The sequence below is a fragment of the Pseudoroseicyclus tamaricis genome (genome assembly GCF_012070395.1).
GTDB lineage: Bacteria > Pseudomonadota > Alphaproteobacteria > Rhodobacterales > Rhodobacteraceae > Pseudoroseicyclus_A > Pseudoroseicyclus_A tamaricis.
Window position 1 is genome coordinate 1154378 of record NZ_JAAFYS010000001.1, and the last position, 26061, is coordinate 1180438.

At 70.0% G+C, this 26061-nt stretch carries 24 protein-coding genes and 1 other RNA gene; 10 read left to right on the plus strand and 15 right to left on the minus strand.

Going from position 1 to position 26061, the window contains the following annotated elements; translation table 11 throughout:
- Positions 1 to 315: 315 nt before the first annotated feature.
- The gene (locus GY170_RS05190; RefSeq protein ID WP_163890617.1) at positions 316 to 765 is read left to right on the plus strand and encodes an MmcB family DNA repair protein; all 450 of its coding nucleotides are present in this window, start codon (positions 316 to 318) and stop codon (positions 763 to 765) included.
- A gap of 7 nt (positions 766 to 772) precedes the next feature.
- Here GY170_RS05190 and GY170_RS05195 read toward each other — a convergent pair whose 3' ends face one another.
- Together GY170_RS05195 and GY170_RS05200 are read right to left on the minus strand one after the other, a co-directional pair.
- Positions 773 to 976, minus strand: a complete 204-nt coding sequence (locus GY170_RS05195) for a DUF6324 family protein (RefSeq protein WP_163890618.1) — start codon at positions 974 to 976, stop codon at positions 773 to 775.
- A 935-nt stretch (positions 977 to 1911) separates the two neighbouring features.
- Positions 1912 to 2493: a flavin reductase family protein gene (locus GY170_RS05200; RefSeq protein ID WP_163890621.1), complete on the minus strand. Its 582-nt coding sequence runs from the start codon at positions 2491 to 2493 to the stop codon at positions 1912 to 1914.
- A 140-nt stretch (positions 2494 to 2633) separates the two neighbouring features.
- Here GY170_RS05200 and GY170_RS05205 point away from each other — a divergent pair, with 140 nt between their 5' ends.
- Together GY170_RS05205 and GY170_RS05210 are read left to right on the plus strand one after the other, a co-directional pair.
- The gene (locus GY170_RS05205; protein WP_163890623.1) at positions 2634 to 3119 is read left to right on the plus strand and encodes a GNAT family N-acetyltransferase; all 486 of its coding nucleotides are present in this window, start codon (positions 2634 to 2636) and stop codon (positions 3117 to 3119) included.
- A gap of 69 nt (positions 3120 to 3188) precedes the next feature.
- Positions 3189 to 3974 (plus strand): EcsC family protein, encoded by a 786-nt coding sequence (locus GY170_RS05210; protein WP_163890625.1) that lies wholly within the window; start codon positions 3189 to 3191, stop codon positions 3972 to 3974.
- A 514-nt stretch (positions 3975 to 4488) separates the two neighbouring features.
- On the opposite strand, the gene GY170_RS05215 is transcribed toward GY170_RS05210, so the two are convergent.
- From GY170_RS05215 to ssrA, 3 genes are all read right to left on the minus strand, one after another.
- A complete protein-coding gene (locus tag GY170_RS05215; protein ID WP_163890627.1) occupies positions 4489 to 6762 on the minus strand; it encodes a phosphoenolpyruvate--protein phosphotransferase in 2274 nt (757 codons plus the stop codon).
- A 220-nt stretch (positions 6763 to 6982) separates the two neighbouring features.
- Entirely contained in the window at positions 6983 to 7609 is a 627-nt protein-coding gene (locus tag GY170_RS05220; RefSeq protein WP_235924009.1) for a DUF998 domain-containing protein, read from the minus strand.
- A 137-nt stretch (positions 7610 to 7746) separates the two neighbouring features.
- Positions 7747 to 8096, minus strand: a transfer-messenger RNA (tmRNA) gene (gene ssrA, locus GY170_RS05225).
- A 267-nt stretch (positions 8097 to 8363) separates the two neighbouring features.
- Here ssrA and GY170_RS05230 point away from each other — a divergent pair.
- Together GY170_RS05230 and GY170_RS05235 are read left to right on the plus strand one after the other, a co-directional pair.
- Positions 8364 to 8711: a TadE/TadG family type IV pilus assembly protein gene (locus GY170_RS05230; RefSeq protein WP_163890629.1), complete on the plus strand. Its 348-nt coding sequence runs from the start codon at positions 8364 to 8366 to the stop codon at positions 8709 to 8711.
- A complete protein-coding gene (locus GY170_RS05235; protein ID WP_163890631.1) occupies positions 8701 to 10122 on the plus strand; it encodes a pilus assembly protein TadG-related protein in 1422 nt (473 codons plus the stop codon). The genes GY170_RS05230 and GY170_RS05235 overlap by 11 nt, the downstream gene beginning before the upstream one ends.
- A 23-nt stretch (positions 10123 to 10145) precedes the next feature.
- Here the strand turns inward: GY170_RS05235 and GY170_RS05240 are convergent, their stop codons facing one another.
- The gene (locus tag GY170_RS05240; protein ID WP_163890633.1) at positions 10146 to 10508 is read right to left on the minus strand and encodes a winged helix-turn-helix transcriptional regulator; all 363 of its coding nucleotides are present in this window, start codon (positions 10506 to 10508) and stop codon (positions 10146 to 10148) included.
- A gap of 67 nt (positions 10509 to 10575) precedes the next feature.
- Between GY170_RS05240 and GY170_RS05245 the strand changes: the two genes are divergently transcribed.
- Entirely contained in the window at positions 10576 to 10899 is a 324-nt protein-coding gene (locus tag GY170_RS05245) for a nuclear transport factor 2 family protein (protein WP_163890635.1), read from the plus strand.
- 40 nt (positions 10900 to 10939) lie between these two features.
- Here the strand turns inward: GY170_RS05245 and GY170_RS05250 are convergent, their stop codons facing one another.
- From GY170_RS05250 to GY170_RS05280, 7 genes are all read right to left on the minus strand, one after another.
- Positions 10940 to 11977, minus strand: a complete 1038-nt coding sequence (locus tag GY170_RS05250; protein WP_163890637.1) for an extracellular solute-binding protein — start codon at positions 11975 to 11977, stop codon at positions 10940 to 10942.
- 790 nt (positions 11978 to 12767) lie between these two features.
- On the minus strand, positions 12768 to 13805 hold the full coding sequence (locus GY170_RS05255) for an ABC transporter permease (protein WP_163890639.1): 1038 nt from the start codon (positions 13803 to 13805) through the stop codon (positions 12768 to 12770).
- Positions 13798 to 14805 (minus strand): ABC transporter permease, encoded by a 1008-nt coding sequence (locus GY170_RS05260; protein WP_163890641.1) that lies wholly within the window; start codon positions 14803 to 14805, stop codon positions 13798 to 13800. The genes GY170_RS05255 and GY170_RS05260 overlap by 8 nt, the downstream gene beginning before the upstream one ends.
- A complete protein-coding gene (locus GY170_RS05265; protein WP_163890643.1) occupies positions 14806 to 15141 on the minus strand; it encodes a nuclear transport factor 2 family protein in 336 nt (111 codons plus the stop codon).
- A 55-nt stretch (positions 15142 to 15196) separates the two neighbouring features.
- Positions 15197 to 16906, minus strand: coding sequence for a peptide ABC transporter substrate-binding protein (locus tag GY170_RS05270; protein ID WP_163890645.1), 1710 nt, complete (start codon positions 16904 to 16906; stop codon positions 15197 to 15199).
- Positions 16903 to 17997, minus strand: a complete 1095-nt coding sequence (locus GY170_RS05275) for an ABC transporter ATP-binding protein (protein WP_163890646.1) — start codon at positions 17995 to 17997, stop codon at positions 16903 to 16905. The genes GY170_RS05270 and GY170_RS05275 overlap by 4 nt, the downstream gene beginning before the upstream one ends.
- Positions 17990 to 19009 (minus strand): ABC transporter ATP-binding protein, encoded by a 1020-nt coding sequence (locus tag GY170_RS05280; RefSeq protein WP_163890648.1) that lies wholly within the window; start codon positions 19007 to 19009, stop codon positions 17990 to 17992. The genes GY170_RS05275 and GY170_RS05280 overlap by 8 nt, the downstream gene beginning before the upstream one ends.
- Positions 19010 to 19194: 185 nt before the next feature.
- On the opposite strand from GY170_RS05280, the gene argE reads away from it, so the two are divergent.
- The 4 genes from argE (at position 19195) to GY170_RS05300 (ending at position 24267) form a co-directional block, all read left to right on the plus strand.
- Positions 19195 to 20355: an acetylornithine deacetylase gene (gene argE / locus GY170_RS05285; RefSeq protein WP_163890650.1), complete on the plus strand. Its 1161-nt coding sequence runs from the start codon at positions 19195 to 19197 to the stop codon at positions 20353 to 20355.
- Positions 20352 to 21659 (plus strand): NAD(P)/FAD-dependent oxidoreductase, encoded by a 1308-nt coding sequence (locus GY170_RS05290; RefSeq protein ID WP_163890652.1) that lies wholly within the window; start codon positions 20352 to 20354, stop codon positions 21657 to 21659. The genes argE and GY170_RS05290 overlap by 4 nt, the downstream gene beginning before the upstream one ends.
- An 824-nt stretch (positions 21660 to 22483) precedes the next feature.
- Positions 22484 to 23419 (plus strand): diacylglycerol/lipid kinase family protein, encoded by a 936-nt coding sequence (locus GY170_RS05295; RefSeq protein ID WP_163890654.1) that lies wholly within the window; start codon positions 22484 to 22486, stop codon positions 23417 to 23419.
- Positions 23419 to 24267 (plus strand): metallophosphoesterase family protein, encoded by an 849-nt coding sequence (locus GY170_RS05300; protein ID WP_163890655.1) that lies wholly within the window; start codon positions 23419 to 23421, stop codon positions 24265 to 24267. Before GY170_RS05295 ends, GY170_RS05300 begins: the two co-directional genes overlap by 1 nt.
- A 43-nt stretch (positions 24268 to 24310) precedes the next feature.
- Here GY170_RS05300 and GY170_RS05305 read toward each other — a convergent pair whose 3' ends face one another.
- Both GY170_RS05305 and GY170_RS05310 read right to left on the minus strand, forming a co-directional pair.
- Complete coding sequence (locus GY170_RS05305) at positions 24311 to 24580, minus strand: DksA/TraR family C4-type zinc finger protein (RefSeq protein ID WP_163890657.1); 270 nt, start codon at positions 24578 to 24580, stop codon at positions 24311 to 24313.
- An 89-nt stretch (positions 24581 to 24669) separates the two neighbouring features.
- Positions 24670 to 25761, minus strand: a complete 1092-nt coding sequence (locus tag GY170_RS05310) for a transglutaminase-like domain-containing protein (protein ID WP_163890659.1) — start codon at positions 25759 to 25761, stop codon at positions 24670 to 24672.
- Positions 25762 to 26061 lie beyond the last annotated feature (300 nt).

Genomic DNA, 26061 nt, shown 5'->3' on the forward strand with positions numbered 1-26061 from the left:
GAATTGACCCGTTGCACGAGAAGAGCAGAAACCCGCCAGCGCCTCAGGTAGTCTGCCCGCGCAGGCTCGACAAGGGGGGCGATGCGCCGATCCGGGGCGGGGCGGCCTCGCCTTCGGCAATCGCCCGCCCGCCCGGATCATCCCCCGCGCCGCGACCGGGGCAGGGCGGCGAGAGAGGCCCGCACGAAGCGTGCACCCGGCGTGCACGGGGCGTGCACCGGGCAGGGGCGTCGGGGCAGAGGCGCGGACCGGCCTCGGTGAAGGACGGCACGCGTTTGGCTTGACCGGTGTTCACCAATTGTTCATGTTTGGCGCATGGACCTTCCCGCTCTCCAGCCCGGCCAGCTCATCGCCCGCGGCGTCTGCCGACATCTGGCGGAGCATGACTTCGTCACCGTCGAGGAGCTGGTGCCCGAGCGGGGTCTGCGCGTGGACGTGATGGCCGTGGGGCCGCGCGGAGAGATCTGGGTGATCGAGTGCAAGTCCTCCCGCGCCGATTACATGGCCGACCACAAGTGGCAGGGCTACCTGCCGTGGTGCGACCGTTTTTTCTGGGCGGTGGGGGAGGACTTCCCGGTCGACCTGCTGCCAGAGGAGACCGGCCTGATCATCGCCGACAGCTACGACGCCGAGATCCTGCGCCTCGGGCCGGAGACGAAGCTCGCCGGCGCCCGGCGCAAAGCTCTGATGTTGACCTTCGCGCGCCACGCGGCGCGGCGTCTGCAGGCCTACCGGGACCCGGGGGTGGGGGCCTTCGTCTCCTAGCGCTGGCCTAGCCCTTGCGCTTGCGGCTGCCGCCGTCGCGGGCGGCGCGGGCGGCCGCGCGGATCTCCTCGGCGATCTCGTCGGCCTCGTCGGGGGAGAAATCCATCGGGATCTCGGTATTTCCGGCCTCGATGAACAGCCGCACCATGCCCCGGTCGGTCGGGCCGATCTGCAGGTTCGCCTCGATGTCGCGCTCGGTGTCGATGCCCATGGGTGTCTCCGGTCTGAAGGATGGGCGGAGATAGCGCCTCGCCGGGGCTCGATGCAAGCGGGTGGTGGGGGGCGGGGTGCCGGGGCTGAGCGGTGGCCCCGCCCGGTGCGCGCCAGAGGCGCAGGGCGAGCGCCTGCCCGTCCCGCGGGCTGGCGCTCTGGTGGGGCTTGGTGCCTCGCTCAGGGCGGGGAGGGGTGTTGCGGGTATAAAGCGCGCAGCGGCGCCGTAGGAGCGCCACCCCACGGGCAGGCGCTCGCCCTGCTCCTGCGGATGGTGCGCGGGTTGGAGAGGGAGAGGTGGGTTGGAAACCCACCCTACGGGTCTGGGTGTCGGGTTGTCTCGAAAGCCCTATGTGACCCGATCCAGGGTGCCCGGCCGGAGCTCTTCCCCCCGCCCGATGCGCGCCGCAGGCGCAGGGCGAGCGCCTGCCCGTCCCGGCGGGCTGGCGGTCTGGTGGGGCTTGGTGCCTCGCTCAGGGCGGGGAGGGGGGTTGCGGGCATAAAGTGCGCAGCGGGACCGGCGGAGCGCCACCCCACGGGCAGGCGCTCGACCTTCGCCTGCGGATGGTGTGCGGGGTGGAGAGGGAGAGGTGGGTTGGGAACCCCCCCCTACGGGGGAGGGCGTCGCGGTTGTCTCAAAGCCCGATGTGTCCCGATCTAGCCAGTGTGCCCGGCCGGAGCCTTTCCCTCGCCCGGTGCGCGCCAAAGGCGCAGGGCGAGCGCCTGCCCGTCCCGGCGGGCTGGCGCTCTGGTTGGGCTGGGTGCTCAGCGGGCCGCGGGGAGGGGCTTGGCTGGCATAAAGTGCGCAGCGGCGCCGTGGGAGCGCCACCCCACGGGCAGGTGCCCGCCCTGCGCCTGTGAGGGAGACGCTTGGTGGACAGGGCGGAGGTGGGTTGGAAACCCACCCTACGGGGGAGGGCGGGTGCCGGCCTCGGGCTACTTCGGGCGGGTGAGTTCGAAGGTCTCGCGGATGACGCCGTAGTCCTGGTAGCCGAGGCGGGTGAGCATGCCGAAGCGGGTGACGTCGAAGAAGCCGTCCACGAGGCAATCCTCGCGGATGTGGACGCCGGTCACCGTGCCGATCACCATGTGGCTGCCCCCGCCCTCCAGATCCACCACCTGCGTCATCCGGCACTCCAGCGCCGCCGGCGCCCCGGCGACGCGGGCGCAGGGGATGGTCTCGCAATCCGCCTTCTCGATACCGGCGATGTCGAACTCCGAGACCGCCCGGTCATGGCTGCCGGAGGTCTTGTTCATCACGTCGCGGGCGGCATATTCCACGATGTTGCAGCAAAAGACCCGCGTCTCGAGGATGTTGGTCAGGCTGTCCTTCGTGCCGGTGGAGGCGAACATCACCTGCGGCGGCGTGTAGGCGACGGCGTTGAAGAAGGAATAGGGGGCGAGGTTGTCCACCCCCGTCTCCCCGCGCGAGGAGATCCAGCCGATCGGGCGGGGCGAGACGAGGGCGTTGAACGGATTGCGCGGCAGGCCGTGGCCGTCTTCGGGGCGGTAGAACATGGCGCTCCTCCTGTGCTGAGGGGGCTGAGGGGGCGGGGCGATCCCCGCGCGGGCCACGGTGCCCGAATGGGGCCCGGGCCGGGTTTGCTACGGGGCTAGCCTCATGTAAGGGCCGGGTCCAGCCGAAAGGGAGAGGCAGGGTGGAGGCTTATCCGCAGGAGACGCCGGAGGACTGGTGGGAGGTGGAGGCGCTGCTCGACAGCTGCTTCGCCCCCGGCCGCACGGGCCTGTCCTCCTACCGGCTGCGCGAGGGCGTGGCGCCGGTGCCGGCGCTCTGCCGGCTCCGCCGCGACCGGACGGGCATCGTCATCGGGGCGATCCGCTGCTGGCCGGTGCGGGTGGGGGCGGCGCCGGCGCTGCTCGTCGGCCCCGTGGCGGTGCACCCGACGCGGCAGGGCGAGGGCCTCGGCGCGGCGCTGATCGGCGAGGTGGTCGAGCGGGCGCGGGACGGCGGGCACGAGCGGATGCTGCTGGTGGGGGACTGGCCCTACTACCGGCGCTTCGGCTTCGAGAAGCTCACCGGCGTCGAGATGCCGCCGCCCACCAACCCCGAGCGGGTGCTGGGGCTGGCGCTGGTGGAGGGCGCCTGGGACGGCGTCGCGGGCGAGGTGGTGCGCGCGGCCTGAGCGGGCCGGCGCGCACGGCCGAGCTGGCAAAGCTTGCCAAAGCGCGGGACCTCCACCATTTCTATTGCCATGAGTGACACGCCCACCATGCGCACGGTCAACCCCGACATCCCGCTCGACGACGCGGGGCGCGAGGAGATTGCCGAGCTGGCCCGGCGGCAGCTGGCCGCCGGCGGCATCCTGATCCGCGCCGTCAACCTCGTCGGCGGGCAGGTGGAGGACGGGCTGAAGCTGCTCCCGAAGTCCGGCCGCGCCGCGATCGAGAACGCGGCGCGCATCGGTCTGGAGCGGGCCTACCACCTCGCCCGGAGGGCCCGCGGGGCGCCGAAGGGCGATGCGCTGCACCGTGCCATCGGCACCGCCTCGGGCGCGCTCGGCGGCTTCGGCGGGCTGGGCACGGCACTGGCCGAGGTGCCGGTGGCGACGACGATCATCTTCCGCGCCGTGCAGGGTGTCGCCGAGGAATACGGCGAGGACCCGGATTCCGAGGAGGTGCGGCTGGAATGCCTGCGCGTCTTCGGCGCCGGCGGGCCGGGCGCGGAGACCCAGGGCATCGACACGGCCTTCCTCGGCGCGCGGATGACGCTCACCGGCCCGGCGCTGCACAAGATGATCGCCCGCGTGGCGCCGAAGTTCGCGACGGTGCTGACCCAGAAGCTGGCCACGCAGGCGGTGCCGATCCTCGGTGCCTTCGCCGGGGCGGGGACGAACTACGCCTTCGTGGGCTACTATACCGAGATGGCGCATGTGCATTTCGGCCTCCGCCGGCTGATCCGCACCTACAATGAAGAGCAGGTGCTGGAGCACTTCCACCGCGAGCTATCGCGGCGGAAGATGCCGGTGAAGGTGAGCTAGGGTCGGGTCGGCCGGGCGGCGTGTCGTTGATCATCGCGGTCACCCGTTTCCCCAACATTTCCGCTTCGTCCCCCGCCCGGTGCGCGCCAGAGGCGCAGGGCGAGCGCCTGCCCGTCCCGGCGGGCTGGCGCTCTGGTGGGGCTTGGTGCGTCGCTCGGGCCGGGGAGGGGCTTGGCTGGCATAAAGCGCGCCGCTCGACCGTCGGGGCGCCACCCCACGGGCAGGCGCTCGCCCTGCGCTGGCAGTTGGCGGCGCGGGATGGAGAGGGGAAGGTGGGTTGGAAACCCACCCTACGGGGGCGCGTCGATACCGGGCGACCTGTGACCCGGCCGCAGCTTTTGTCCGCCCTGCGCCTGCAGATGGCGACGCGGGGTGGAGAGGGGAAGGTGGGTTGGACACCCACCCTACGGGGCGCGTCGATAGAGGGCGCGTTTGTTGAAGCGACGGGACGAGGTGTCGCGCCGCAGGGCCGGTGTCAGGCTGGTGACAGGCCGAGGCGCGTGGGCGCCGGCCCTCAGGCCACGTACCAGCCGGCGCGGCTGAGCCATTGGCGGAGGGGGGCGCGGACGGATTGGGCGCCGCTGGCGCGGGCGCGGTCGATCTCGGCGCGGACCTCCTTGAGGTCCACCGAGCGCAGCAGGTGCTTCACCGGGCCGATGGAGGCCGGGCGCATGGAGAGCATGGGGAAGCCGAGGGCGGCGAAGCAGAGCGCCTCCAGCGGGCGGCCGGCATCCTCTCCGCAGAAGGAGAGGGGGGTGCCGGCGGCGCGGCACTTGTCGGCGATCATCTGCAGGAAGTCGAGGAAGCTGACGTCGAGCGTGTCGTAGCGGCGGCGCACGCGCTCGTTCTCGCGATCGGCCGCGAAGAAGAACTGCTTGAGGTCGTTGCCGCCGATGGACATGAAATCCACCTCCTCGAAGAAGCTCTGCGGCGCGAAGGCGAGCGACGGCGTCTCCAGCATGGCGCCGACCTCCGTCTGCGAGGGCAGGACATGACCGAGGATGCGCTCGCGCTCCATCGCCTTGTCGAACTCGGCCCGGGCATCGCGGAACTCCGACGGGTGGGCGATGAAGGGGAACATGACCGTCAGCGGCCGGCCGGCCGCGGCGCGGATCAGCGCCTGCAGCTGCATGCGCAGCACGCCCGGCTTGTCGAGCCCGACGCGGATCGCCCGCCAGCCCATGGCCGGGTTGGGCTCGTCGTTGGGCTTCATGTAGCTGAGGACCTTGTCGGAGCCGATGTCGAGCGTGCGGAAGGTCACCCGCTTGTCGCCGGCGGCATCCATCACCCGCGAGTAGAGCGCCGAGAGCTCGGCGCGCCGGGGCATCTGGTTGCGGATGAGGAACTGCAGCTCGGTCCGGAAGAGGCCGACGCCCTCGGCGCCCGAGGAGGGCAGGGATGGCAGGTCGGCCATCAGGCCGGCGTTCATGTAGAGCCCGATCTCGGTGCCGCAGCGCGCCACCGCCGGCAGCTCGCGGAGGGAGGCGTAGCGCTCCATCGCCCGCTCGGCCATGGCGATCTTGTCGGCGAAGGCCTTCTTCACCTGCTCGTCGGGCCGCAGGTGCACGACGCCCTGGTCGCCGTCGACGAGGATGTCGTCACCGTTCAGCGCCTCCGTCGTGATGCCACGGGCATGGATGACCAGCGGGATCGCCCAGGCGCGGGCGACGATGGCGGCGTGGGAGCCGACGGAGCCTTCCTCCAGCACGATGCCCTTGAGGCGCTTGCCGTAGTCGAGCAGCTCGCCGGGGCCGATGTTGCGCGCCACCAGCACGGGATTGTCCGGCATCTCCGCCCCGGTGTCGCGGCCCTGCCCGGTGAGGATGCGCAGCAGGCGGTTGGAGATGTCGTCGAGGTCGTGCATCCGCTCGCGCAGATACGCATCGCCGGCCGAGCCCATGCGGGCGCGGGCCATGCCCTGCTCCTTCTCCACCGCCGCCTCGGCGGAGAGGCCGGCGGCGACATCCGCCTCCATCCGCCGCATCCAGGAGCGGGAATTGGCGAACATGCGGTAGGCCTCGAGCACCTGCACCTGCTCGGCATCGACCGAGCGGGCGGTGCTGAGCATCTCGTCCACCATCGAGCGGAGCTGCTCGACGGCCCCTTGGAGGCGCCGCAGCTCCTGCTCGGGGTCCTCCGAGATGGGGTTGGTGACGACGACCCGCGGCTCGTGCAGGTAGACATGGCCCGAGGCCGCGCCCTCCTGCCCCTGCGTGCCGCGGAACATGGCGGGGCGCTGATGACGGGCGGCGAGCGCCGCGCCCTCGCCGATGAAGGCGCCGAGCTCGGCCATCTCGGCGAGCACCATGGCGACCACCTCGAGCGCGTAGATCTCGTCGGCCGTGTACTGGCGCGCGGCCTTGGACTGCACCACCAGCACGCCGAGGCAATCGCCGAGCCGCTGCACCGGCACGCCGCAGAAGGACGAATACCGTTCCTCCCCCGTCTCCGGCATGTAGCGGAAGCCGGGGGCGGCGGGGGCATCGGCGGTGTTGATGATCGTGCGGCTGCGGGCGGTGCGCCCGACCAGCCCCTCGCCGAGACGCATCCGCGTCTGGTGCACGGCCTCGGGCTGCAGGCCTTCGGTGGCGCAGAGCTCCAGCGTCTCATGATCGCGGAAGAGGTAGATGGAGCAGACCTCGGTCTGCATCGAGGTGGCGATGAGCTGGACGATCTTGTCCAGCCGGGCCTGACCGGCGGCATCCTCCGCCAGCGCGTCGCGCAGCCGGCCGAGCATCTTGCGACTCTCGGTTTCGGGCCGGCTCTCGGTCTGGGGCTGCTCCGTCATTCCGCCTCGCTTCGCTCCGGGGGGCATCTATAGGGCCTTCGCCGCGAAAAGGGGAGGGGCGGCGGTGGAGGTTCGCGAGAGTTTCGCAATGGCGGCGGTCGTGCGGGGTGGGCGGCGGAGGAGGGGGGCTGTCTGCCCCCCGCCGGCGGAGCCGGCCCCCCCGAGGATTTTTGGGACCAAAGACAGGGAGGCGGGTGGAGGGCGGGGCGCGCCGGGCCCGTCAGAGGTGGCGGGCGCGGGTGATGAAGAAACGGGCGAGGGTGATGACCATCGCGAGGGCGATGACGCCGAGGTAGCGCTCGTAGATGCCGTCGATGCTGGTGGGGACGATGAAGAAGATCGGGGCGGAGACGATCCAGAGAAGCCCCAGCGCGATGAGCGCCCGCGACCAGCCCTTGCCGGCGCGGCTGGCGCCACGGGCCATGGCCAGCGGCGTGGCGGCGAAGAGGGCGCCGAGCGCGTAGACGAGGTAGATGTGGATGACGACGCCCTCGTTGTCATTGTCGCCATATTCGTTGCGGGCGCCGACGAGGAAGACGATCAGGCCGAGAAGCGCGAAGCCGATGAGGCCGAGGCTCCACCCCCAGCCGCCCATGTGCACATGCGCGGCGAGGAGCGCGATGCAGATCAGCGCGGCGGAGAAGGCATAGAGGCCGATATCGACGATGAACTCGTAACGCCCGGCGGCGAGGTCGCTGATCGTGTCGGCGAGCCAGTCGTGATCGGGCACAATGAAATCGGCGATGAGGATGGAGAGGAGGAAGGCGGCGCAGCCGGCGATGGCGGTGTAGCCGAGCGCACGCATCAGCGTCGGCTCTTCCTTGATCATGGGGGATGCGACGGTCATGTCCGGGGGGCTCTCCTGTTCGTGAGGTGTCCGCTACACCTAGCTCCCGGAGCGGGGAGAACCACTCGGCGGTGCGAGCCATGCGCCCGGGCGGGGGCGCCGGGACGGACGATTCGAGCGGGGGCCGAGAGGGGGAAAGTGCAGGCTTCTGTTGCCAGGTGCCTGCGAACCCCGCCTTACACTGCTAGGCGCAAGGGCTTAGATTTCGATCTTCCGGACTGCTTACGCAGCCAGGGCGATCGGAGCACGATTGTTGTTGGCAATTGTACTGTACGGACCGATAACGGTGGTACCTCACCGGGACAAAGCTACACCTTTAGACGTTCGTCGATCCTGTTTCGGCCCCATTATCCCCCCAACAAAGGGCATTTGGTGGAGCCGCCGGGTACCGCCCCCGGGTCCGATCCGCTTATTGCGTGCGCGTTTATGTCCATAGTCCCGAAAGACAGATGTGAAGATAGGGCCGGGGCGGCGCCGGGGCAAGGGGTGTCTGCGCGGCGGGCCGGCTCACGTGAGGGTCACGACGCAACACCTTGATAACACGCCGAGCGGCAGGTGACGTAGCGTCGCCAAATGCGGCAAGGGAGAGGCGGGATTGGCACCGAATTGACCCGGCGGCGCCCAAAATCCGCCGGGAGCCGCGCCTAGCGTCGTCATCTGAGTTCCCAAGGGAGCGTGTGCAGCCATGTTGGCGCGAATTCTCAACCGGTGTCGGCACCTCGTGCGCCGGGCCATCCACAGACAGGACGGCAGTGTGACCGTCGAGTACGTCATGTGGGTCCCGGTCATCTTCTTCATCTTCGGGATCACCGTGGATGCCACGATGCTGATGCAGAAGCAGTCGCAGTTCTTCGTTGCCGCCCGCGATGCGTCGCGTCAGGTGGCCGTGGGGGCGTTGAGCGAGGGCGAGGCGGAAACGCAGCTCGCCGAACGGTTCGCCAGCGTCGGCGGGATCTCCGCGCGTGTTCAGACAACGGGCGGCTTCGTGACCTCCACGCTTTCCGCCCCCTTCAGTGCCTTCACGCTCTTCGCCGATGCCATCAAGGATGGCACCATCGTCGCCGAGGTCTCCATGCTCGTGGAGGCCGATGATGCGGGCTGAGGGCACGGGCCAGACGCTCCGCCGGCTTTGGCGGGAGGAGGGGGGCTCGGGCTCCATCAACGGTATGTTCATGCTCCTCGCCTCGGCGATGATCATGGGGCTGGCGCTCGATTACTCCAACGGCTCGCGCGAGCAGACGCGGATGCAGGTGGCGGCCGACGCCGCCGCACTCGCCGCCGCCACGCAGCTCGACGATCTGGACGCGGCGCGGCAGACGGCGCTGACGGTGGCGCAGATGAACCTCGGCGCCGAGGGGATCGTCAACAGCACGGACGTAGAGTTCGGCGCCTATGACAACGAGACGGGCGACTTCGTCGAATATCTCTCCGCCGGGATGCCGGCCGAGGATGTGACCGCCGTGCGTGTCATGCCCCGCCGCTACGAGTCGCGGGGCAATGCGCTCTCGACCTACCTGCTGCACCTCGTGGGCACCGACAGCTTCGACATCGATGCCAGCTCCGTCGCCCTCTCCTACGGGGGCGAGGGCTCGGGGGAGGATGCGCCGCCCGCCTGCGCGGCGGCGACGTTCCTCTCCACCGGGCATATCCAGACGGGCGGCGGCAACGACTTTTACGGCGATACCTGCATCCATGGGCAGACCGGTGTCTCCACCGGCGGCAACGACTACTTCGAGGAGAGCGTGCGCTTCTCGGCGCCAAGCGAGGACCTGATCTCCTTCGCGCCCTACAGCCCGGCGGAGATCCCGCCCGAGCATTTCAAGGTCGAGCGGTCGATCGCGCCGGTGATCCTGCCGACGCTGGAGGACCGCTGGTCTGAGATGTGGAACGCCTTCTGGTATTCCGGCGACACCACCTATTCCGGCGACCTGCTGCCCGGCTTCGTCACCGAGGGCGGCTCGGCGCGGATCGTCCGAAAGTCCGGCTGGTGGACGATCCAGCCCGGGGACGTGCAGCCGAACACGATCTACGTCATCAATGGCGGCGCCCAGTTCGCGGGGAACGTGCAGGCGCACAACGTCGCCTTCCTCGTCAACGGGAGGCTCGGTGTCGGCGGCGGGAATGACCTGCACTTCGAGAATTTCTTCGTCTTCGCCGAGACCATCGGCCTCGCCGGCAACATCACCTGGGGGCCGAAGAGCGCCTGGTGCGACAGCGACCAGTTCTCCGTCTATCTCTTCGGCCGCCGGTCGCTGTCGATGGGCGGCTGGGGCAAGTCCGTCTCCTCGCACAACGTGATCGGCGTCAGCCCGCAGTTCAACGCCGGCGGCGCGATGACGGCGAGCGGCATCTACTATGAGTTCGCGGATACCAACGCCTCGCTGGGCGGCAATATCTCCATCGGAGCGGATTGTTCGAGCCAGTACCTCAACAGCCATTACGGCCGCGCCGACATCCCCGGCCCCGCGACGACCGGGGCAGGGCGCGGCGGACGGGCGCACCTCGTCCGCTGAGGTGACGGGCGCGGCGCCGGGGGTTAGGCCTCCTCTGGCGGCCGCTCCGGCCTCGCCTCCTGCCACGCCAGAAGCCCGTCGAGCTGCGGGCAGAGCGACTGTCCCCAATCCGTCAGGCTGTATTCCACGCGGGGCGGGACCTCGGGGTAGATCTGCCGGTGGACGAGGCCATCCTCCTCCAGCTGCCGCAATTGCTGCGTGAGCATCTTCTGGGACACGCCGGGGAGGGCCCGCTCCAGCTCGGAGAAGCGGCGGGGGCGGCCGGGGAAGAGCTCGAAGAGGATCAGCAGCTTCCAGCGCCCGCCGATGATCTTCAGCACCCGCGCGATCCCGGCGGAGGCGGCGTCGTAGTCGGGGCGCTTACCTGCAGGTGTGTGGGGCACCATTTTGTCCGTTCTTGTGCGGGGCCGATGCTAGGCCCAGATCGGCGGCACAACAATCGAGGACAATCCCATGACCCCCGTCTCTCCCCCCGTTGCCGCTTACCTGGAGGCCGCCGCCCGGCTGGATGCGCCGGCCATGCTCGCCCCCTTCGCCGAGGGCGCCCGCGTTTATGACGAGGGCGAGTGGGTCACGGGGCGGGAGGCCATCGCGGCATGGATCGCCCGCGCCACGCTCGCCAACGAGGCGCGGCCGGAGGTGCTGGAGGTCTGGCACGAAGAGGGGGAGGAGCGGGTGCGCGCCCGGGTCGTCGGCAGCTTCAGGGGCTCTCCCGTGACGCTGACGCATCGGTTCACCGTCACCGATGGCAGGATCGCGTCTCTGCGGATCGGCTGACGGGGTGGGGCGCCCGGGATGTGCCCGGGCGCCCGCGACCTCAGAAGCCGGCCTTGATCAGCTCGAATGTCTCGGCATGCTTCTCGCGCAGCTCGTTCGGGATCGGCAGCTGGGCGAGGATCGGCACGTCGACGGAGCCGATGCCGGCGATCTCCAGCTCCGACGGGTCGATCTCGTCCAGCGCGACGCGGTTGGCGAGGCCGTAGCCGGATTCCAGCAGCGCCGGGGCGATGGCCGGGTCGAGCATGGCGTTGATGAAGTCGTAGGCCTTGTCCTCCGAGCCGGCGCCGTCGGCCATGTTGACGTAGCCGCAGAGCCAGACGGAGGAGCCTTCGGCCGGCTCACGCTCGAAGCCGATGGGGCGGCCTTCCTCGATCATCGTGGGGTAGGTCTCGTTCCACGCCCAGGAGATGAGGATTTCGCCGGTGGACATCAGCTGCGCCAGCTCCGCCGGGTCGGACCAGTAGGTGCGGATGTTCGGGTGAACGGCGCGCAGGAAGTCGGCGGCGGCCTCGAACTGCTCGTCGGTGACGTTCGTCCAGTCCGACACGCCGGTGGCGAGGTAGCCGAGGGCGAAGGCGTCGTCGACGTTGTCGGGCATCGTCACCCGGCCCTGGTAGGTCGGGTCGGCGAAGACCTGCAGGGTCGAGACGTCCTCCTCCGGCACCTCATCGGGGTTGTAGGCGATGGCGGTGGAGCCGAAGTTCTGCGGGATGAAGTAGACCTCCTCGCCGCCGCCGACCTCGGCGCCGGTCAGGTTCCGGTCGATGTTCTCGTACTCGGGGATGCGGGAGGTGTCCCACGGCTCGATGATGCCGCTCTCGGCCCACTTGGTGACGGAGCCGGCGCAGATCTGCGTGACATCGGCCTGGAAGCCGGCGCGAACCTTCTGGAAGGCCTCCTCCTCGTCGGAGAAGAAGGACCAGGTGGGGCTCATGCCGTATTGCTCGATATAGGCCGGGTGGTAGTCGGGGTTCTCGAAGCCCGGATAGTCGAGCACGATCAGCTCGCTGTCCTGCGCGGCGAGGGCGGTGCCGAGCGCGGCGAGAGCGGTGGCGGCGAGCAGGGTCTTCTGCATCGGTGTCTCCCTGGGTGGCATTGTTATGAAAAGGGAGCCTAGGGGCGGCCGGTGGGTCTGGCAATGCCGGCGGAGGCGGTCCGGGCGGCGCGGCGCCTGTCCGGGTGGCAGGTGGTGATTTGGTGGGCAGGGGAGCTCCCTGTCTTCCGCCTGGACTCGGGGCTGGCCCTCACCTGCCTCGTGCGAGGCGCCCGGCCGGAGCTGTTTCCCCCGCCCGGTACGCGCCAAAGGCGCAGGGCGAGCGCCTGCCCGTCCCGGCGGGCTGGCGCTCTGGTGGGGCTTGGTGCTGAGCGGCGAGCGGAGAGGGGCTTGGCTGGCATAAAGCACACCAGCGGGACCTTCGCGGCGCCACCCCACGGGCAGGCGCTCGCCCTGCGCCGGCAGATGGAGGGCCCGGTTGTGGCCGGGCGGTGGGCTGGAAACCCACCCTACGTGAGGGCGCGCCGGGTCTTCGCGGTGGTCTAGGTCCCTGGCGGGCGCCCGGGTGGAGCTGTGCCCCCGCCCGGTACGCGCCAAAGGCGCAGGGCGAGCGCCTGCCCGTCCCGGCGGGCTGGCGCTCTGGTGGGGCTTGGTGCTCAGCGGCGGGCGGGGTGGGGTGTGGCGGGAATAAAGCGCGCAGCTGTGCCGCCCGAAGCGCCACCCCACGGGCAGGCGCTCGCCCTGCGCCCGGAGATTGGGCGCCCGGTAGTGCGGGGCGGTGGGTTGGAAACCCACCCTACGCGGGCGGGCCATGATCCACCCGGCGCACCTGTAGGGTGGGTTTGTAACCCACCATGTGCGGCACTCCCCGCTACCGGCCCCTGATCCGCGGGTCGAGGGCGTCGCGGAGGCCGTCGCCGATGTAGTTCACCGCCAGCACCGTGAGGGAGATGCACAGGCCCGGCCAGATGACGCGCTCGGGGAAGCGCTCCATGCGCTCGACGCTGTCGAAGAGGATCTTGCCCCAGGTCGGGTAGTCGGAGGGGAAACCAAGGCCGAGGAAGCTGAGGGCGCTCTCCGTGATGATCGCCGTGGCGAGACCGAGGGTGGCGGAGACCATGATGGGCGAGAGCACGTTCGGCAGCAGGTGCCGGGTGATCATCCGCCGCGAGGGGGTGCCGATGGAGCGGGCGGCGAGGACGTATTCACGCTCCTTCAGCGCGAGGATGTCGCCCCGCACGATCCTCGCCGTGTGCATCCAGGAGGTGATGCCTATGGCGGTGACGATGAGCACGAAGATGCCCTGCTCGGGCCCGAAGGCGGCGCGCAGCTGGTCGCGGAAGAGCAGCATCATCACCAGCAGGAGCGGCAGCAGCGGCAGCGCCAGCATCAGGTCGGTGAAGCGCATCAGCAGCCCGTCGAGGGCGCGGAAGTAGCCCGCCAGCACCCCGATCAGCGTGCCGAGGATCAGCGCCAGCAGCATCGCCACCCAGCCGACGGCCATGGAGACTCGGCCCCCCTGCATGAGGTTGGCGAGGATGTCGCGGCCGAGGTTGTCCGTCCCCAGCGGGCGGGACCACATGACGTCCGCCTCCCGGTCCCAGAGCCAGGTGTAGATCGGGCGGACATCCTTGTTGCGGATGTCGAGATCGGCGGGATCGACCTGCCAGATCCACGGGCCGGCGATGACGAAGAGCGTGATGAAGATCAGGAACGCCAGCCCGATCACGGCGCCCTTGTGCTCGCGGAACTGCACCCAGACGTCGCGCCAGAGGCTCGTGGAGCTCTGCCCCGGCGCGGCGGAGCCGGCGGCCTCGGCGATCTCTCCGCCATCGGGCGCCCCGCCGGCGGGAACGGCGGGGGAGGGCGGCGGCTCGGCGCGCTCGTGCGGATCGGTGCGGTCAGTCATAGCGGATCCGCGGGTCGAAGACGCCGTAGAGGATGTCGGCGATCAGGTTGAAGGCGACGATGAGCACCGCGAAGATGAAGGTCAGCGTCAGCACCATCGGGATGTCGGAGCCCTGGATGGCGATGATGAGGAGCTGCCCCAGCCCGTTCACCTTGAACACCTGCTCGGTGATGATCGCCCCGCCGAAGACCTGCGGCACGCCGAGGGCGATGACGGTGATGACCGGGATCATCGAGTTGCGCAGCACGTGCTTGAGCACCACGATCCGCTCGTTCATCCCCTTGGCGCGGGCGGTGCGCACGTAATCCTGCCCGAGGTTGTCGAGCATCGAGGCGCGCATGTAGCGGCTGATCTGGGCGGCGTTGTAGAGCGCCAGCACGAAGACGGGCATCGCCATCTGGCGCAGCTGGGCGAGGAAGCTCTCCCAGTCCTCCACCACCAGCGTGGTGTTGTAGATCGAGGGGAACCAGCCGAGGTTCACCGCGAAGATGACGATCAGGAGCACGCCGGTGAAGAAGGTCGGCACCGAGAAGCCGACCATCGAGATGAACGTGCCGAGCTGGTCGAACCAGGAATATTGCCAGTAGGCGCCGGCGATGCCGATGGGCAGGGCGATGATGACGCCGACGATGTAGGACATGCCGACGACCCAGAGCGTCTGCGGCACCCGCTCGGCGATGATCTCGAAGACCGGCGAGCGGGACTGGAAGGAGATGATGCGCTGCGCCCCGTCGGCGAAGTTCGTGCCGAAGGCGGCGTCGATCCAGTATTGCGGCTCGACGACGAAGAACTGGTAGAGCCAGAGCCCGAAGCGGATGTACCACGGCTGGCCGAGGCCGAGCGCCTGCCGCATCTGCTCGCGCACCTCGGGCGGGATGGAGAGCGGCATGTTCGCCATCGGGTCGCCCGGTGCCAGCTCCAGCAGCATGAAGATCACGAACGCGATGAAGATCAGCGTCGGGATCGCCAGGACGAGGCGGCGGATGGTGTAGGCGAGCATCTAGAGAGGGGTCTGCTGATGGTAGGAGAGGCGGTAGCCGCCCTCCGTCATCCGCCAGAGCGAGACGCAGCCGGCGGCGTAGCCCTTGTCCTCCCGCTTGCCCTCGGCGGAGTAAATCAGGAGCCGGGCATCGCCGATCTCGCGGACATGCTGGTCATCCAGCGCGACGGCCTCCCAGCGTTCGGAGGAGGTGACGGAATCGATGATCGTCGAGCGGTCCATCGGGCCGCCAGGGACGGGGAAGGTCATCAGCGCGTCGTCGGCCAGAAGCTCCTCGTAGGCCTCGGGGCCCTCGAGCCAGAGGCGGCGCTCCTTTTCCCACAGATCCTCGTCCATACCTGTTTCCTCTTGAAGAAGTGGCCGGGCGGGAGAACCCGCCCGGCCGGTTGGCTTACTCTTCGACGCGGTACCAGTCGGCCGCGTTCCACAGCTCGCTGTCCCAGGTGTTGAGGATCACGCCGCCGAGCGAGTTGGCATGGGCGGAGACACGGCCACGATCGACCAGGCCGACGATGATGCTGCTGTCTTTCGTCAGCATGTCGTTCATCTGCCGGGCGATGCGGCCCCGCTCCTCGAGATCGCCGGTGCGGGCAAGCTCGGCGACCAGCTCTTCGTAGGCCGGGTCACAGTAGCGGTTGATGTTCTCGCCCTGCCACTGGGTCTCCGGCGACGGGATCTTGTCGCAGGTATAGGCGCCGAGATAGGCCTCCGGGTCGGTGCCCGGGAAGTTGTTGGCGTACATCTCGACGTCGGCATAGAAGCGCTGGAACGTGTCAGGGCTACCGGGGTCGCCGCCGAAGAAGACGGAGCTGTCGACGTTGCGCAGCTCGGTCTCGATGCCCAGCTCTTCCCACCATTCCTTGATCAGCGCCTGGAAGTCCTGACGGACGGCGTTGGTGGAGGTCTGGTAGAGGATCGACATGGGCTCGCCGTCCGGCGTCTCGCGCACGCCGTCACCGTCGCTGTCGACGTAGCCGGCGTCTTCCAGCATCTGCTTGGCGCGCTCCATGTCCTGCGGCATGCAATCCATGTTGTCCGAAGCGTAGAGCTCGGGCGCGGGCACGAGGTTGCAGGTCGGGCGGCCGGCCTGGCCGTAGCCCACTTCCACCAGCAGGTCGCGGTCGATGGCGATGGACATCGCCTCGCGCACCGTCTGGTCCGTCAGGAACGGGTGGGGATGCGCGACGGTGGAGCGCTCGCCTTCCGGCAGGTCCGGCGAGGGGTCGGTGAGGTTCATCTCGATCCGCTCGACGAGCGTGCCGAAGGCCGAGACGGGGGTGCCGACGCCGCCGGCGCTCATCTCCTCGATGACATCAGGGGCGAGCTGCAGGTTCCACGCGTAGTCGAACTCGCCGGTCTGCAGGACGGCGCGGGCCGCTGCCGCCGCATCGCCGCCACCCTTGAGCGTCATGGTCGCGAAGGCGGGCTTGGAGGGATCGCGGTAGTTCTCGTTCGCCTCCAGCTCGATCACGTCGTTGACGCGGAAGTCGGTGACGGTGAAGGGGCCGGTGCCGACGGGGTAGAAGTTGGCATCGGTGCAGGTGGGGGCCGCGGCGCCGAGGCAATCGGCGAACTGGGCGGCCTGGATCACCGGGCTCTCACCGCCCGTGAAGGGCAGGTAGGGGTTCGGCTTGGCCTCGGAGAAGTGGACGGTGACCGTCTTGTCATCGACCACCTCGACGTCCTCGACGCCGTTGAACTTGGCCGCCTGCGCGCAGCCACCGCCCTCGGCGGTGCAGTACTGCCAGGTGAAGCGCACGTCTTCCGCCGTCACCGGGGAGCCGTCGGACCAGGTGACATCGGGGGAGATGTTCCAGGTGATGGAGGTCAGATCCTCGGACACGCCGCCGTTGTCGAGCGTCGGGATCTCGGTGACGAGGTAGGGCACGAGGGCGCCGGTCTCGTCGTAGCGGGCCAGCGGCTCGAGGACGAGGGAGGCCGCCTCGATCTCTTTCGTGCCGCCGGAGAGGTAGGGGTTCATGATGGAGGGGGCTTGCCAGTAGATGACATTGACGTGCCCATCCTCGCCTTGCTGGGCGAAGGCGGCGGGCGCGATGGCACCGACCGCGATCGCGCCGAGTAGCGCTGTCTTCAGTTTCATGGACTCACTCCTTGTTGGGCGCTCGAATGCCCCGGTTTATGCGCCGCCGTTGGATCGGTGGTCGTCTTGGTATCCTCGTAGAGATGGCAGGCGACCTGCCGGCCGCCGGGCAAGTGCCGGGGCATCGGGTCGATCTCGTGACAGATGTCCATCACCTTGGGGCAGCGGGTGCAGAAGTTGCAGCCCTTGGGCGGGTTGGCCGGCGAGGGCACGTCGCCCTTCAGGATCACCCGCTCGACCTTGCGGGCGAGGGCGGGATCCGGCTCCGGCACGGCGGAGAGGAGCGCCTGCGTGTAGGGGTGCAGCGGCTCGGCATAGAGCGCCTCGCGAGGGGCGAGCTCGACGATGCGGCCGAGATACATGACCGCGACGCGGGTGGCGATGTGGCGCACCATCGAGAGGTCATGGGAGATGAAGAGGTAGGTGAGGCCGAACTGCTCCTGCAGATCTTCCAGCAGGTTCACCACCTGCGCCTGGATGGAGACGTCGAGCGCCGCGATGGGCTCGTCGCAGACGATGAACTTGGGGTTCAGCGCGAGGGCCCGGGCGATGCCGATGCGCTGGCGCTGGCCGCCGGAGAAGGCATGCGGGAAGCGGCGGGCGAAGGCGCGGTTGAGGCCGACGGCATCCATCAGCTCCAGCACCTTCTCGTCCTTCTCGGCGGAGGAGAGCTTGGTGTGCTCGTCCAGCGGCTCGCGGATGATCTGGGAGACGTTCATGCGCGGGTTGAGCGAGGCCTGAGGGTCCTGGAAGACCATCTGCATCGTGGGGCGGTGCTTGCGCAGGGCGTGCTGGCTGAGGTGCCCGATCTCCACCCCGTCGATGCGGATGGAGCCCTCGGTGATGTCGTAGAGGCGCAGGATGGCGCGGCCGCAGGTGCTCTTTCCGCAGCCCGACTCGCCGACGAGGCCCAGCGTCTCTCCCGGGCGGATGGTGAAATCGACGCCGTCCACCGCCTTCACGGCCCCCACCTGCCGGCGGAGCAGCCCCGAATGGATGGGGAAGTGCATCTTCAGCCCCCGCACGTCGAGGAGCGGCGGGGCCCCGTCTGCGGCGGGGGTGGCCGGTGCGGGCGCGGCGGCGTCAAGCATCCTGGATCTCCGGGCTGGTCGGCGCGAGGCCGGGGTCACAGAGGAAGCAGGCGGCGTCGTGATCGCCGGGCAGCGGGAAGCGGGCGGGCAGGGCGCGATGGCACAGCTCCCACGCATGGGGGCAGCGGTCGCGGAAGGAGCAGGCGGAGGGCGGTGCCAGCAGGATCGGCGGCTGCCCCTCGATGGTCGTCAGCCGCTTGGCGCGCTCGCCATGGACATTCGGCACCGTCTTGAGGAGCGCCTGTGTGTAGGGGTGGCGCGGGTTGGCGAAGAGCTCGTGCACCGGCGCATGCTCCACCACCTGGCCGCCGTACATCACCATCACCCGGTCGGCGATGCCGGCGATGACGCCGAGGTCATGGGTGATCCAGATCACCGCCATGCCGAGCTTCTCGCGCAGCTCCTGCATCAGTTCGAGGATCTGCGCCTGGATGGTGACGTCGAGCGCCGTGGTCGGCTCGTCGGCGATCAGCACCTTGGGGTCGCAGGCCAGCGCGATGGCGATCATCACCCGCTGGCGCATCCCGCCGGAGAACTGGTGCGGGTAGTCGCCGAGGCGCCGGCGGGCATCGGGGATGCCGACGAGCTCCAAGAGTTCCACCGCGCGGTCGGCGGCGGCCTTCTTGGACAGGCCCATGTGGCGGCGCAGCGGCTCGGCGATCTGCATGCCGACGGTGAAGACCGGGTTGAGCGACGTCATCGGGTCCTGGAAGACGAAGCCGATCTCGCCGCCGCGCACCTCGCGCAGGGCCTTCTCGTCGATCTTGAGCAGATCACGGTCGCCGAAGATGACCTCGCCGGGCCCGACGACGGCGGGCGGCGAGGGCAGAAGGCCGATGAGCGACATCATGGTGACCGACTTGCCGCTGCCGCTTTCGCCGACAACGCCGAGAAGTTCACCGGCCCCCAAAGTGAAGTTCACATCGTTCACCGCGTGCACATTTCCGGCGCGCGTGTGAAAGACGGTGCTCAAGGATCGGACGTCTAGAACGGGCGGCGCCCCCTTGGGCATTCAGAACCTCCAACTGGTTCTTTTTGCTATGGTTTCCCCTGCTGGGCAGCGTTTATGCCCAATTTGTTGGCATGAGCCTAGCAAGTTTCGCTGACCGAACAAGCCCTCGGGTGACGCGGAGGGTAATTACCGCTTTTCCTGCCCGCAGATGATGCGCAAAAGGGCAGCGACCGAGAGGGAGTGCCATGAAAGACCTCACCCCGCGAGAGATCCTCGCCCGCCTGATCGCCTTCCCGACCGTCAGCCGGGACAGCAATCTGGAGCTCATCGACTTCGTGGAGAGCTACCTGAGCGCCTGCGGCGCCCGCACCGGCCGGGTGCCGAAGCCGGGGGAGCCGAAGGCGGGCCTCTGGGCGCATGCGGGGCCGGAGGTGGAGGGCGCCGTCCTCCTCTCCGGCCATTCGGACGTGGTGCCGGTGGACGGGCAGGACTGGACGAGCGATCCCTTCGAGCTCGTGGAACGGGACGGCCGGTTCTACGGGCGCGGCACGGCGGACATGAAGGGCTTCGACGCGCTGGCCATCTGGGCCGTGGGGCAGGCGGCGCAGCGCGGCGTCGCGCGGCCCCTGCAGCTCGCCCTCAGCTACGACGAGGAGCTGGGCTGCTACGGAGCGCCGCCCATAATAGAGGCGATGGCGGAGGCCGGCGTGCCCAGGGCAGCGGCGGCGGTGATCGGCGAGCCGAGCGAGATGCGCGTCATCACCGGCCACAAGGGCGGGTGCCTGTGGGATGTGCACGTGAAGGGCCACGAGGTGCATTCCTCGCTGATCTTCGACGGCGTCTCGGCGGTGACGGAGGCGGCGCGGCTCGTCCTCTGGGCCGACGAAGTCTGCCGGCAGAACCGGGAGAGGCCTGTGGGGCCGCTCGCCGAGGGCTTCGTGCCGCCCTGCACCACGGCGCATGTCGGCCGCATGGAAGGGGGCACCGCCCACAACATCACCGCCGGCCACGCGACGCTGGGGCTGGAGATCCGCGTGGTGCCGGGCGACAGGATCGAGGAGTGGCAGGCTGCCTTCGAGAAGGAGAGGGCACGGATCGAGGCCGACATGCAGGCGCGCCATCCCGGCTGCCGGGTGGAGGCGGAGCTGGGCTTCCAGGTGCCGCCGCTGAAGCCGGAGGAGGGCGGCGCGGCCGAGCGCCTCGCGCGCGGGCTGACGGGGGACAACGGCACCCATGTGGTGAGCTACGGCACCGAGGCCGGGCATTTCCAGGCGGCCGGCATCTCCTCCGTCGTCTGCGGGCCGGGCAATATCGAGCAGGCGCACCAGGCCGACGAGTTCCTGACCGTGGCGCAGTTCGAGGCGGGCCTCGGCTTCATGGAGCGGCTGCTGGAGGCCTCGGCATGAATTTTCCCTTCACGATGGACCGCCCGGCCGAGCACCGGGGAGAGCTGCCGGAGGCGGCGGATGCGGTGATCATCGGCGGCGGCATCGTCGGCGTCATGGCCGGCTGGTTCCTCGCCCGCGCCGGGCTGAAGGCCGTGCTGGTGGAGAAGGGCCGCGTCGCCGCCGAGCAATCGGGCCGCAACTGGGGCTTCATCCGCCAGCAGGCCCGCGACGTGCGCGAGCTGCCGATCATGGTGGAGGCGAATCGCCTCTGGCCGGAGCTGGCGGAGCGGACGGGGGAGGATATCGGGCTGAGGCAGGGCGGCGTCCTCTACATGGCCGACAACGCCAGGGACATGGAGACCTTCGCCCGCCACGAGGCGGAGGGGCGCGCGCATGGCACCGACATCCGCCTGCTGTCGCGGCCGGAGCTGGCCGATCTTCTGCCCGACGCGCGGTGGGACTGGCGGGGCGGCGTCTTCACCCCCTCCGACATGTCGGCCGAGCCGTGGAAGGCGGTGCCGGCCTTCGCGAGGGCTGCGGTGCGGGACGGGTTGACGATCCGCGAGGGCTGCGCGGCGAGGGGGCTGGAGCTGACCGCCGGGCAGGTGAGCGGCGTGGTGACGGAGGACGGCGTCATCCGCACCGAGCGGGTGCTGCTGGCGGGCGGGGCATGGTCCCGCCTGTTCCTCGGCCCGCTCGGCGTGCGGATCCCGCAGGCGTCGGTGCGGGCGACAGTGGTGGCGACGGAGCCGATGCCGGGCGTCTTCGGCGGCGGCGCGGTGGACGGAAGGCTGGGCCTGCGACACCGGCAGGATGGCGGCTACACGCTGGCGCCGGGCTGGGGGCACGAGGTGTTCGTGGGGCCGGATCTGCTGCGCTCGCTGCGCGATTTCCTGCCCTTCTGGTGGGCGGACCCGATGGAGAACATCCCGCTGCCGGCGGCGCCTCGCGGCTTCCCGGATGCCTGGGGCACGCCCCGCCGGTGGGACGGCGCCTCGCCCTTCGAGGCGATGCGCATCCTCGCGCCGGAGCCGAGCCGGCGACGGATGGCGTTCCTCCCCAAGGCCTTCCACGCCCGCTTCCCCGGCCTGCCGGAGCCGAAGGTCCGCGCGGCCTGGGCGGGGATGATCGACGTCCTCCCCGACCAGGTGCCGATCGTGGACGCGGTGGCCCCGGTGCCGGGGCTCTGGCTGGGCACCGGCCTCTCCGGCCACGGCTTCGGCATCGGGCCGGGCGTGGGGAGGGTGCTGGCGGACCTGATGCAGGGCAAGGCGCCGGGCCACGACCTGAGCGGGCTGCGGTTCGGCCGGTTCGGGGGGTGAGGGTGGAGGCTCCGGCGGGGGAGGGCGTGGGCCGGAGGGGGAGTTCCCCGGGCTGCGCCTGAGAGGGGGCACCCGGTGATGGGCCGGGCGGTGGATTGAAAACCCACCCTACGGTGTGGCGGCGGCCGCGCGCCTCTTAGGGTGGGTTTGTAACCCACCATCCCAACGCCGCCGCTTTTCCCCCGCCCGGTACGCGCCAAAGGCGCAGGGCGAGCGCCTGCCCGTCCCGCGGGCTGGCGCTCTGGTGGGGCTGGGTTCGTCGCTCGGAGCGGGGAGGGGCTTGGCTGGCATAAAGTGCTGCTGCGGGAATGTCGGAGCGCCACCCCACGGGCAGGCACTCGCCCTGCGACTGCAGAGGGAGTGCCCGGTGGTGGGCGGGGCGGTGGGTTGGAAACCCACCCTACGTGAGGGCGCGCCGGGGCTTCGCGTTGGTATATGTCCCTGGCTGGCGCCCGGCTTAAGCTGTGCCCCTGCCCGGTCCGCGCCAAAGGCGCAGGGCGAGCGCCTGCCCATCCCGCGGGCTGGCGCTCTTTTTGGGCTGGGTGCTTCGCTCAGGGCGGGGAGGGGCTTGGCGGGCATAAAGCGCGCAGCGGTGCTGTCGGAGCGCCATCCCACGGGCAGGCGCCCGCCCTGCGCCTGCAGAGGGAGTGCCCGGTGGTGGGCGGGGCGGTGGGTTGGAAACCCACCCTACGGGGCGCTCCGCGGCTGCTTGGGAGCGGTTCGAGGTCCCGGGCCGACTTTCCAGTCCCCCCGCCCTCGCTCCCTCCGCGGAACCGCCTCCCGCGCCGCCGCGTTGGCCCGGGAACCCCTTGCACAGGCACATCATGGATTCCCCGTTCACGCTCATCGCCAACGAAACCTCCGGCAAGCGGGATGCGGAGCGGCTGCATGCCCTGCGCCGCATGCTGCAGGAGCGGCTGGGCACCGAGGTGCGCTACCGCCCCTTCCAGAACGCCGAGGAGATTGCCGGCGCCGCCCGGGAGGCGCGCGAGGAGGGCAAGGGCACCGTCTTCGCGGCGGGGGGTGACGGCACGCTCTCCTGCATTGCCGACGTGCTGAAGGGCTCCGGCGTCGCCATGGCGCCGCTGCCGATGGGCACCTTCAACTTCTTCGCCCGCGGCCTCGACATCCCGGAGGGCGACGAGGCCGCCGTCGACGCCTTGGCCGGCGGCGAGGTGCGAGAGTTCCCGGTCGGCGAGGTCAACGGGCGGGTGTTCCTCAACAATGCCAGCCTCGGCGTCTACCCCGCGATCCTCCGCGCCCGGGAGACGGTCTACAAGAACTGGGGCCGCTCGCGGCTCGCCGCCTACTGGTCCGTCCTGAAGATCCTCGCCCAGCCGGGACACGGGATGCGGCTGACGGTGGAGGTGGACGGGCAGCGGCACGACCTGCACACGCCGATGGTCTTCGTCGGCTCCAACCCCTTCCAGCTGCGCCTCTTCCACCTCGACGGTGCCGAGCTGCCGGAGGACGGCAAGCTCGCCTTCTACTACGGCCAGAACGTTGGGCGCTTCGCCATGCTGCGCACCGCCGTCTGGCTCGGCTTCAAGAAGGCGCGCAAGGACCGGGAGTTCGGCATGCTCGCCGGGCACGAGATCACCGTCACCGTGCCGAAGAAGAGCAAGCGGCTGGTCGTGGCGATGGATGGCGAGCGCTTTCACTTCGACCCGCCGGTGAAGATGCGCCTGCTCGATCACTCGCTGCTGGTCGTGGTGCCGAAGTCGAGCCATGCCGGGACGCGGGTGGAGGACGCGGCCTGATGGCCCGGCTCGTCCATCTCTCCGACCTGCACTTCGGCCGCACCCGGCCCGAGCTGCTGGACCCGCTGGTGGAGGCGGTGAACGGCCTCTCCCCCGATCTCGTCGCCGTCTCGGGCGACCTCTCGCAACGCGCCCGGCCCAAGCAGTTCGCGGAAGCCGCGGCGCTGCTCGACCGGCTGGAGGCGCCGAAGCTGGTCGTTCCCGGCAACCACGACGTGCCGCTGTGGAACATGCTGCTCCGCGTCGTCCACCCCTTCCGCCGCTACCGCGAGGCCTTCGGCGACGACAAGGAGCCGAAGCGGATGCTGGGCGATGTCGCCGTGATCGGCGTCAACACGGTGAACCCGCACCGCCACCAGCGCGGCAAGATGGAGGATGAGCGGCTCACGAAGGTCATCCGCCGGCTGGAGGCTCTGCCGGAGGAGACGTTGAAGATCATCGTCATGCACCACCCCATTGTTCACCCGCCCGGCTCCGACAAGGAGCCGATGGACGGGGCGGTGGCCGCGGCCCGCGCCTTCTCCCGCGCCGGGGCGGATATCGTGCTGACGGGGCACCTGCATGTCTGGGGGGCAGAGACCTTCGAGATGCCCGACGGGCGGGCGCTGCTCTTCATCCAGGCAGGGACGGGGCTGTCGACGCGCAAGCGCGGCGAGCCCAACGATTTCAACCTGATCGACTGCTCTCCGGGGCAGGCGGAGGTCACCCGTTACTGCGCAACCGAGGCGGCGGATGCCTTCGTGCCGGCAGAGCCGGAGCAGTTCATCGACGGAGCTGAGGGGTGGGTGAAAGCCTCCGATCCCGAGGCCCGGCCGGTACGCGGCGCTGTGATCGAGGCGGCCGAGTAGGCTGGGCTGGCCCCCACCTTTGGCGACCAACCCGGTGTTCGGGCTACTTCAGCTGGCTGTCCTTGGAGCCGCGGCGGTTGATGCCGGAGCGGGGGTTGTAGCGCTTGTCGCGGCCCGACTGGCAGTCGATGCAGAGCTTCACGCCCGGCAGCGCCGCGCGGCGCGCCTCCGGGATCTCCTCGCCGCATTCGGCGCATTCCAGCGCGCTTTCGCCCACCGGGGCACGGCGGCCCTTCAGCCGGGCCAGCTCATCCTGGATCGATGCCTCGATCTGCTCTTCCACCGCGCCGTCGCGGGCCCATCCGCCAGCCATGGCTGCCTCCGCTTGCTACCTAGACTAGAAGGTAGGGGCTGAGGCGCCCTTGGCAAAGGGGGGGCGGGCCGGCAATGCCGTAATGGCGGTCAGGTCAGCTCGCGCGCGGTGATCGTGTAGGTGAAGCTGTCGGGGCTCAGCTCGTCCTGTGCGACGCCGTCGATCTCCGCCTGCGGGTACATCAGGAAGGGCAGCATCCCTTGCGTGGAGCCGGGGAGGATGACGTCATGGGCGTCGTTGTAGACGATCCAGTTGCCCTCGCTGGCGCCGAAGAGCGCGGCGCGCACGTCCTGCACCTCCGGGCTCTCCAGAGTCAGGTCCTTCGGCGGCTCTTCGAGCACGACCTTGCGGACGTCGGCCGGATCCGTCGGCACCCAGCCGTAATTCTCGAGGAAGACCTCGGCGCGGCAGTGCTGCGCCTTGCTGACGTCGGCGGAGCCGGCGCCGAGGCTCTTGTAGCCGAAGGCGGAGGGCGCGACGCGGATGCCGTAGAGGTCACGCGCCGGCAGGCCGGCGGCGCGGGCGAGGCCGACGTAGAGGGCGTTGAGGTCGGCGCATTTGCCGCTGAGGTTGCCCATTTCCAGCATCGAGGCGATGTCGCCGAGGCCGCAGCCGCGCACCTCGGGGTCCCGCTCGGTGCTCTCGACGACCCACTGGTAGAGCCGCTCGGCCTTGCGCTTGTCCGTCCAGGCCCAGCCGATGATGGATTCGGCGGTGTCGCGGACGATGCCGTCGGTCGGCAGCAGGGCGGTGGCGGCGGTGAAATGCGCCTCCTCCGCTTCGGAGAGCGTCGCGCCGGTGGGGGAGGAGAGGTCCACCGCCCGGTCCTGCATGGAGATGGTGGAGACGACCTCCAGCACCGCCGGCTCGTCGCCCGCCTCCCAGACGGCATGGACGAAGCGGATGCGCTGGGCGGGGTCGTCCACCAGCTCCGCCTCGGCGGCGGTGGTGGTGAAGGTGGTCTCACCCGGGCGGGCCCAGAGCTCGGCCTCCAGCGAGGGGACGGGGACCCAGGCCTGAGCGGGGGCACTGGCGCGGGGCAGCTCGACCCGGGTGGTGATCTCGTAGGTGCGCCAGCCGGAGGGCTGCGGGGCGTAGAGCGCCGAGGCGGCGCGGGGCAGGGCAGCCAGGGCAGCGGCGGCGGCGCCGGACTTCAGGGCCGTGCGGCGGGTGATGATCATGGCGGGGCCTCGTCTCGCGCTGTCTCGTGGGGTGGCGCGCGTATAGAGCGGGGGGGAGGGTGTCGCAAGCGGGAGTGGGGGGGTGGTGAGAGGTGGGTTGGAAACCCACCCTACGCTGCGCCGGCACGCGCATCCTCGTAGGGGGGATGTAACTCACCATCCCAACGCCGCCGCTTTTCCCCCGCCCGGTGCGCGCCAAAGGCGCAGGGCGAGCGCCTGCCCGTCCCGCGGGCTGGCGGTCTGGTGAAGCTTGGTGCGTAGTTCGGAGCGAGGAGGGGCTTGGCCGGCATAAAGCGCGCA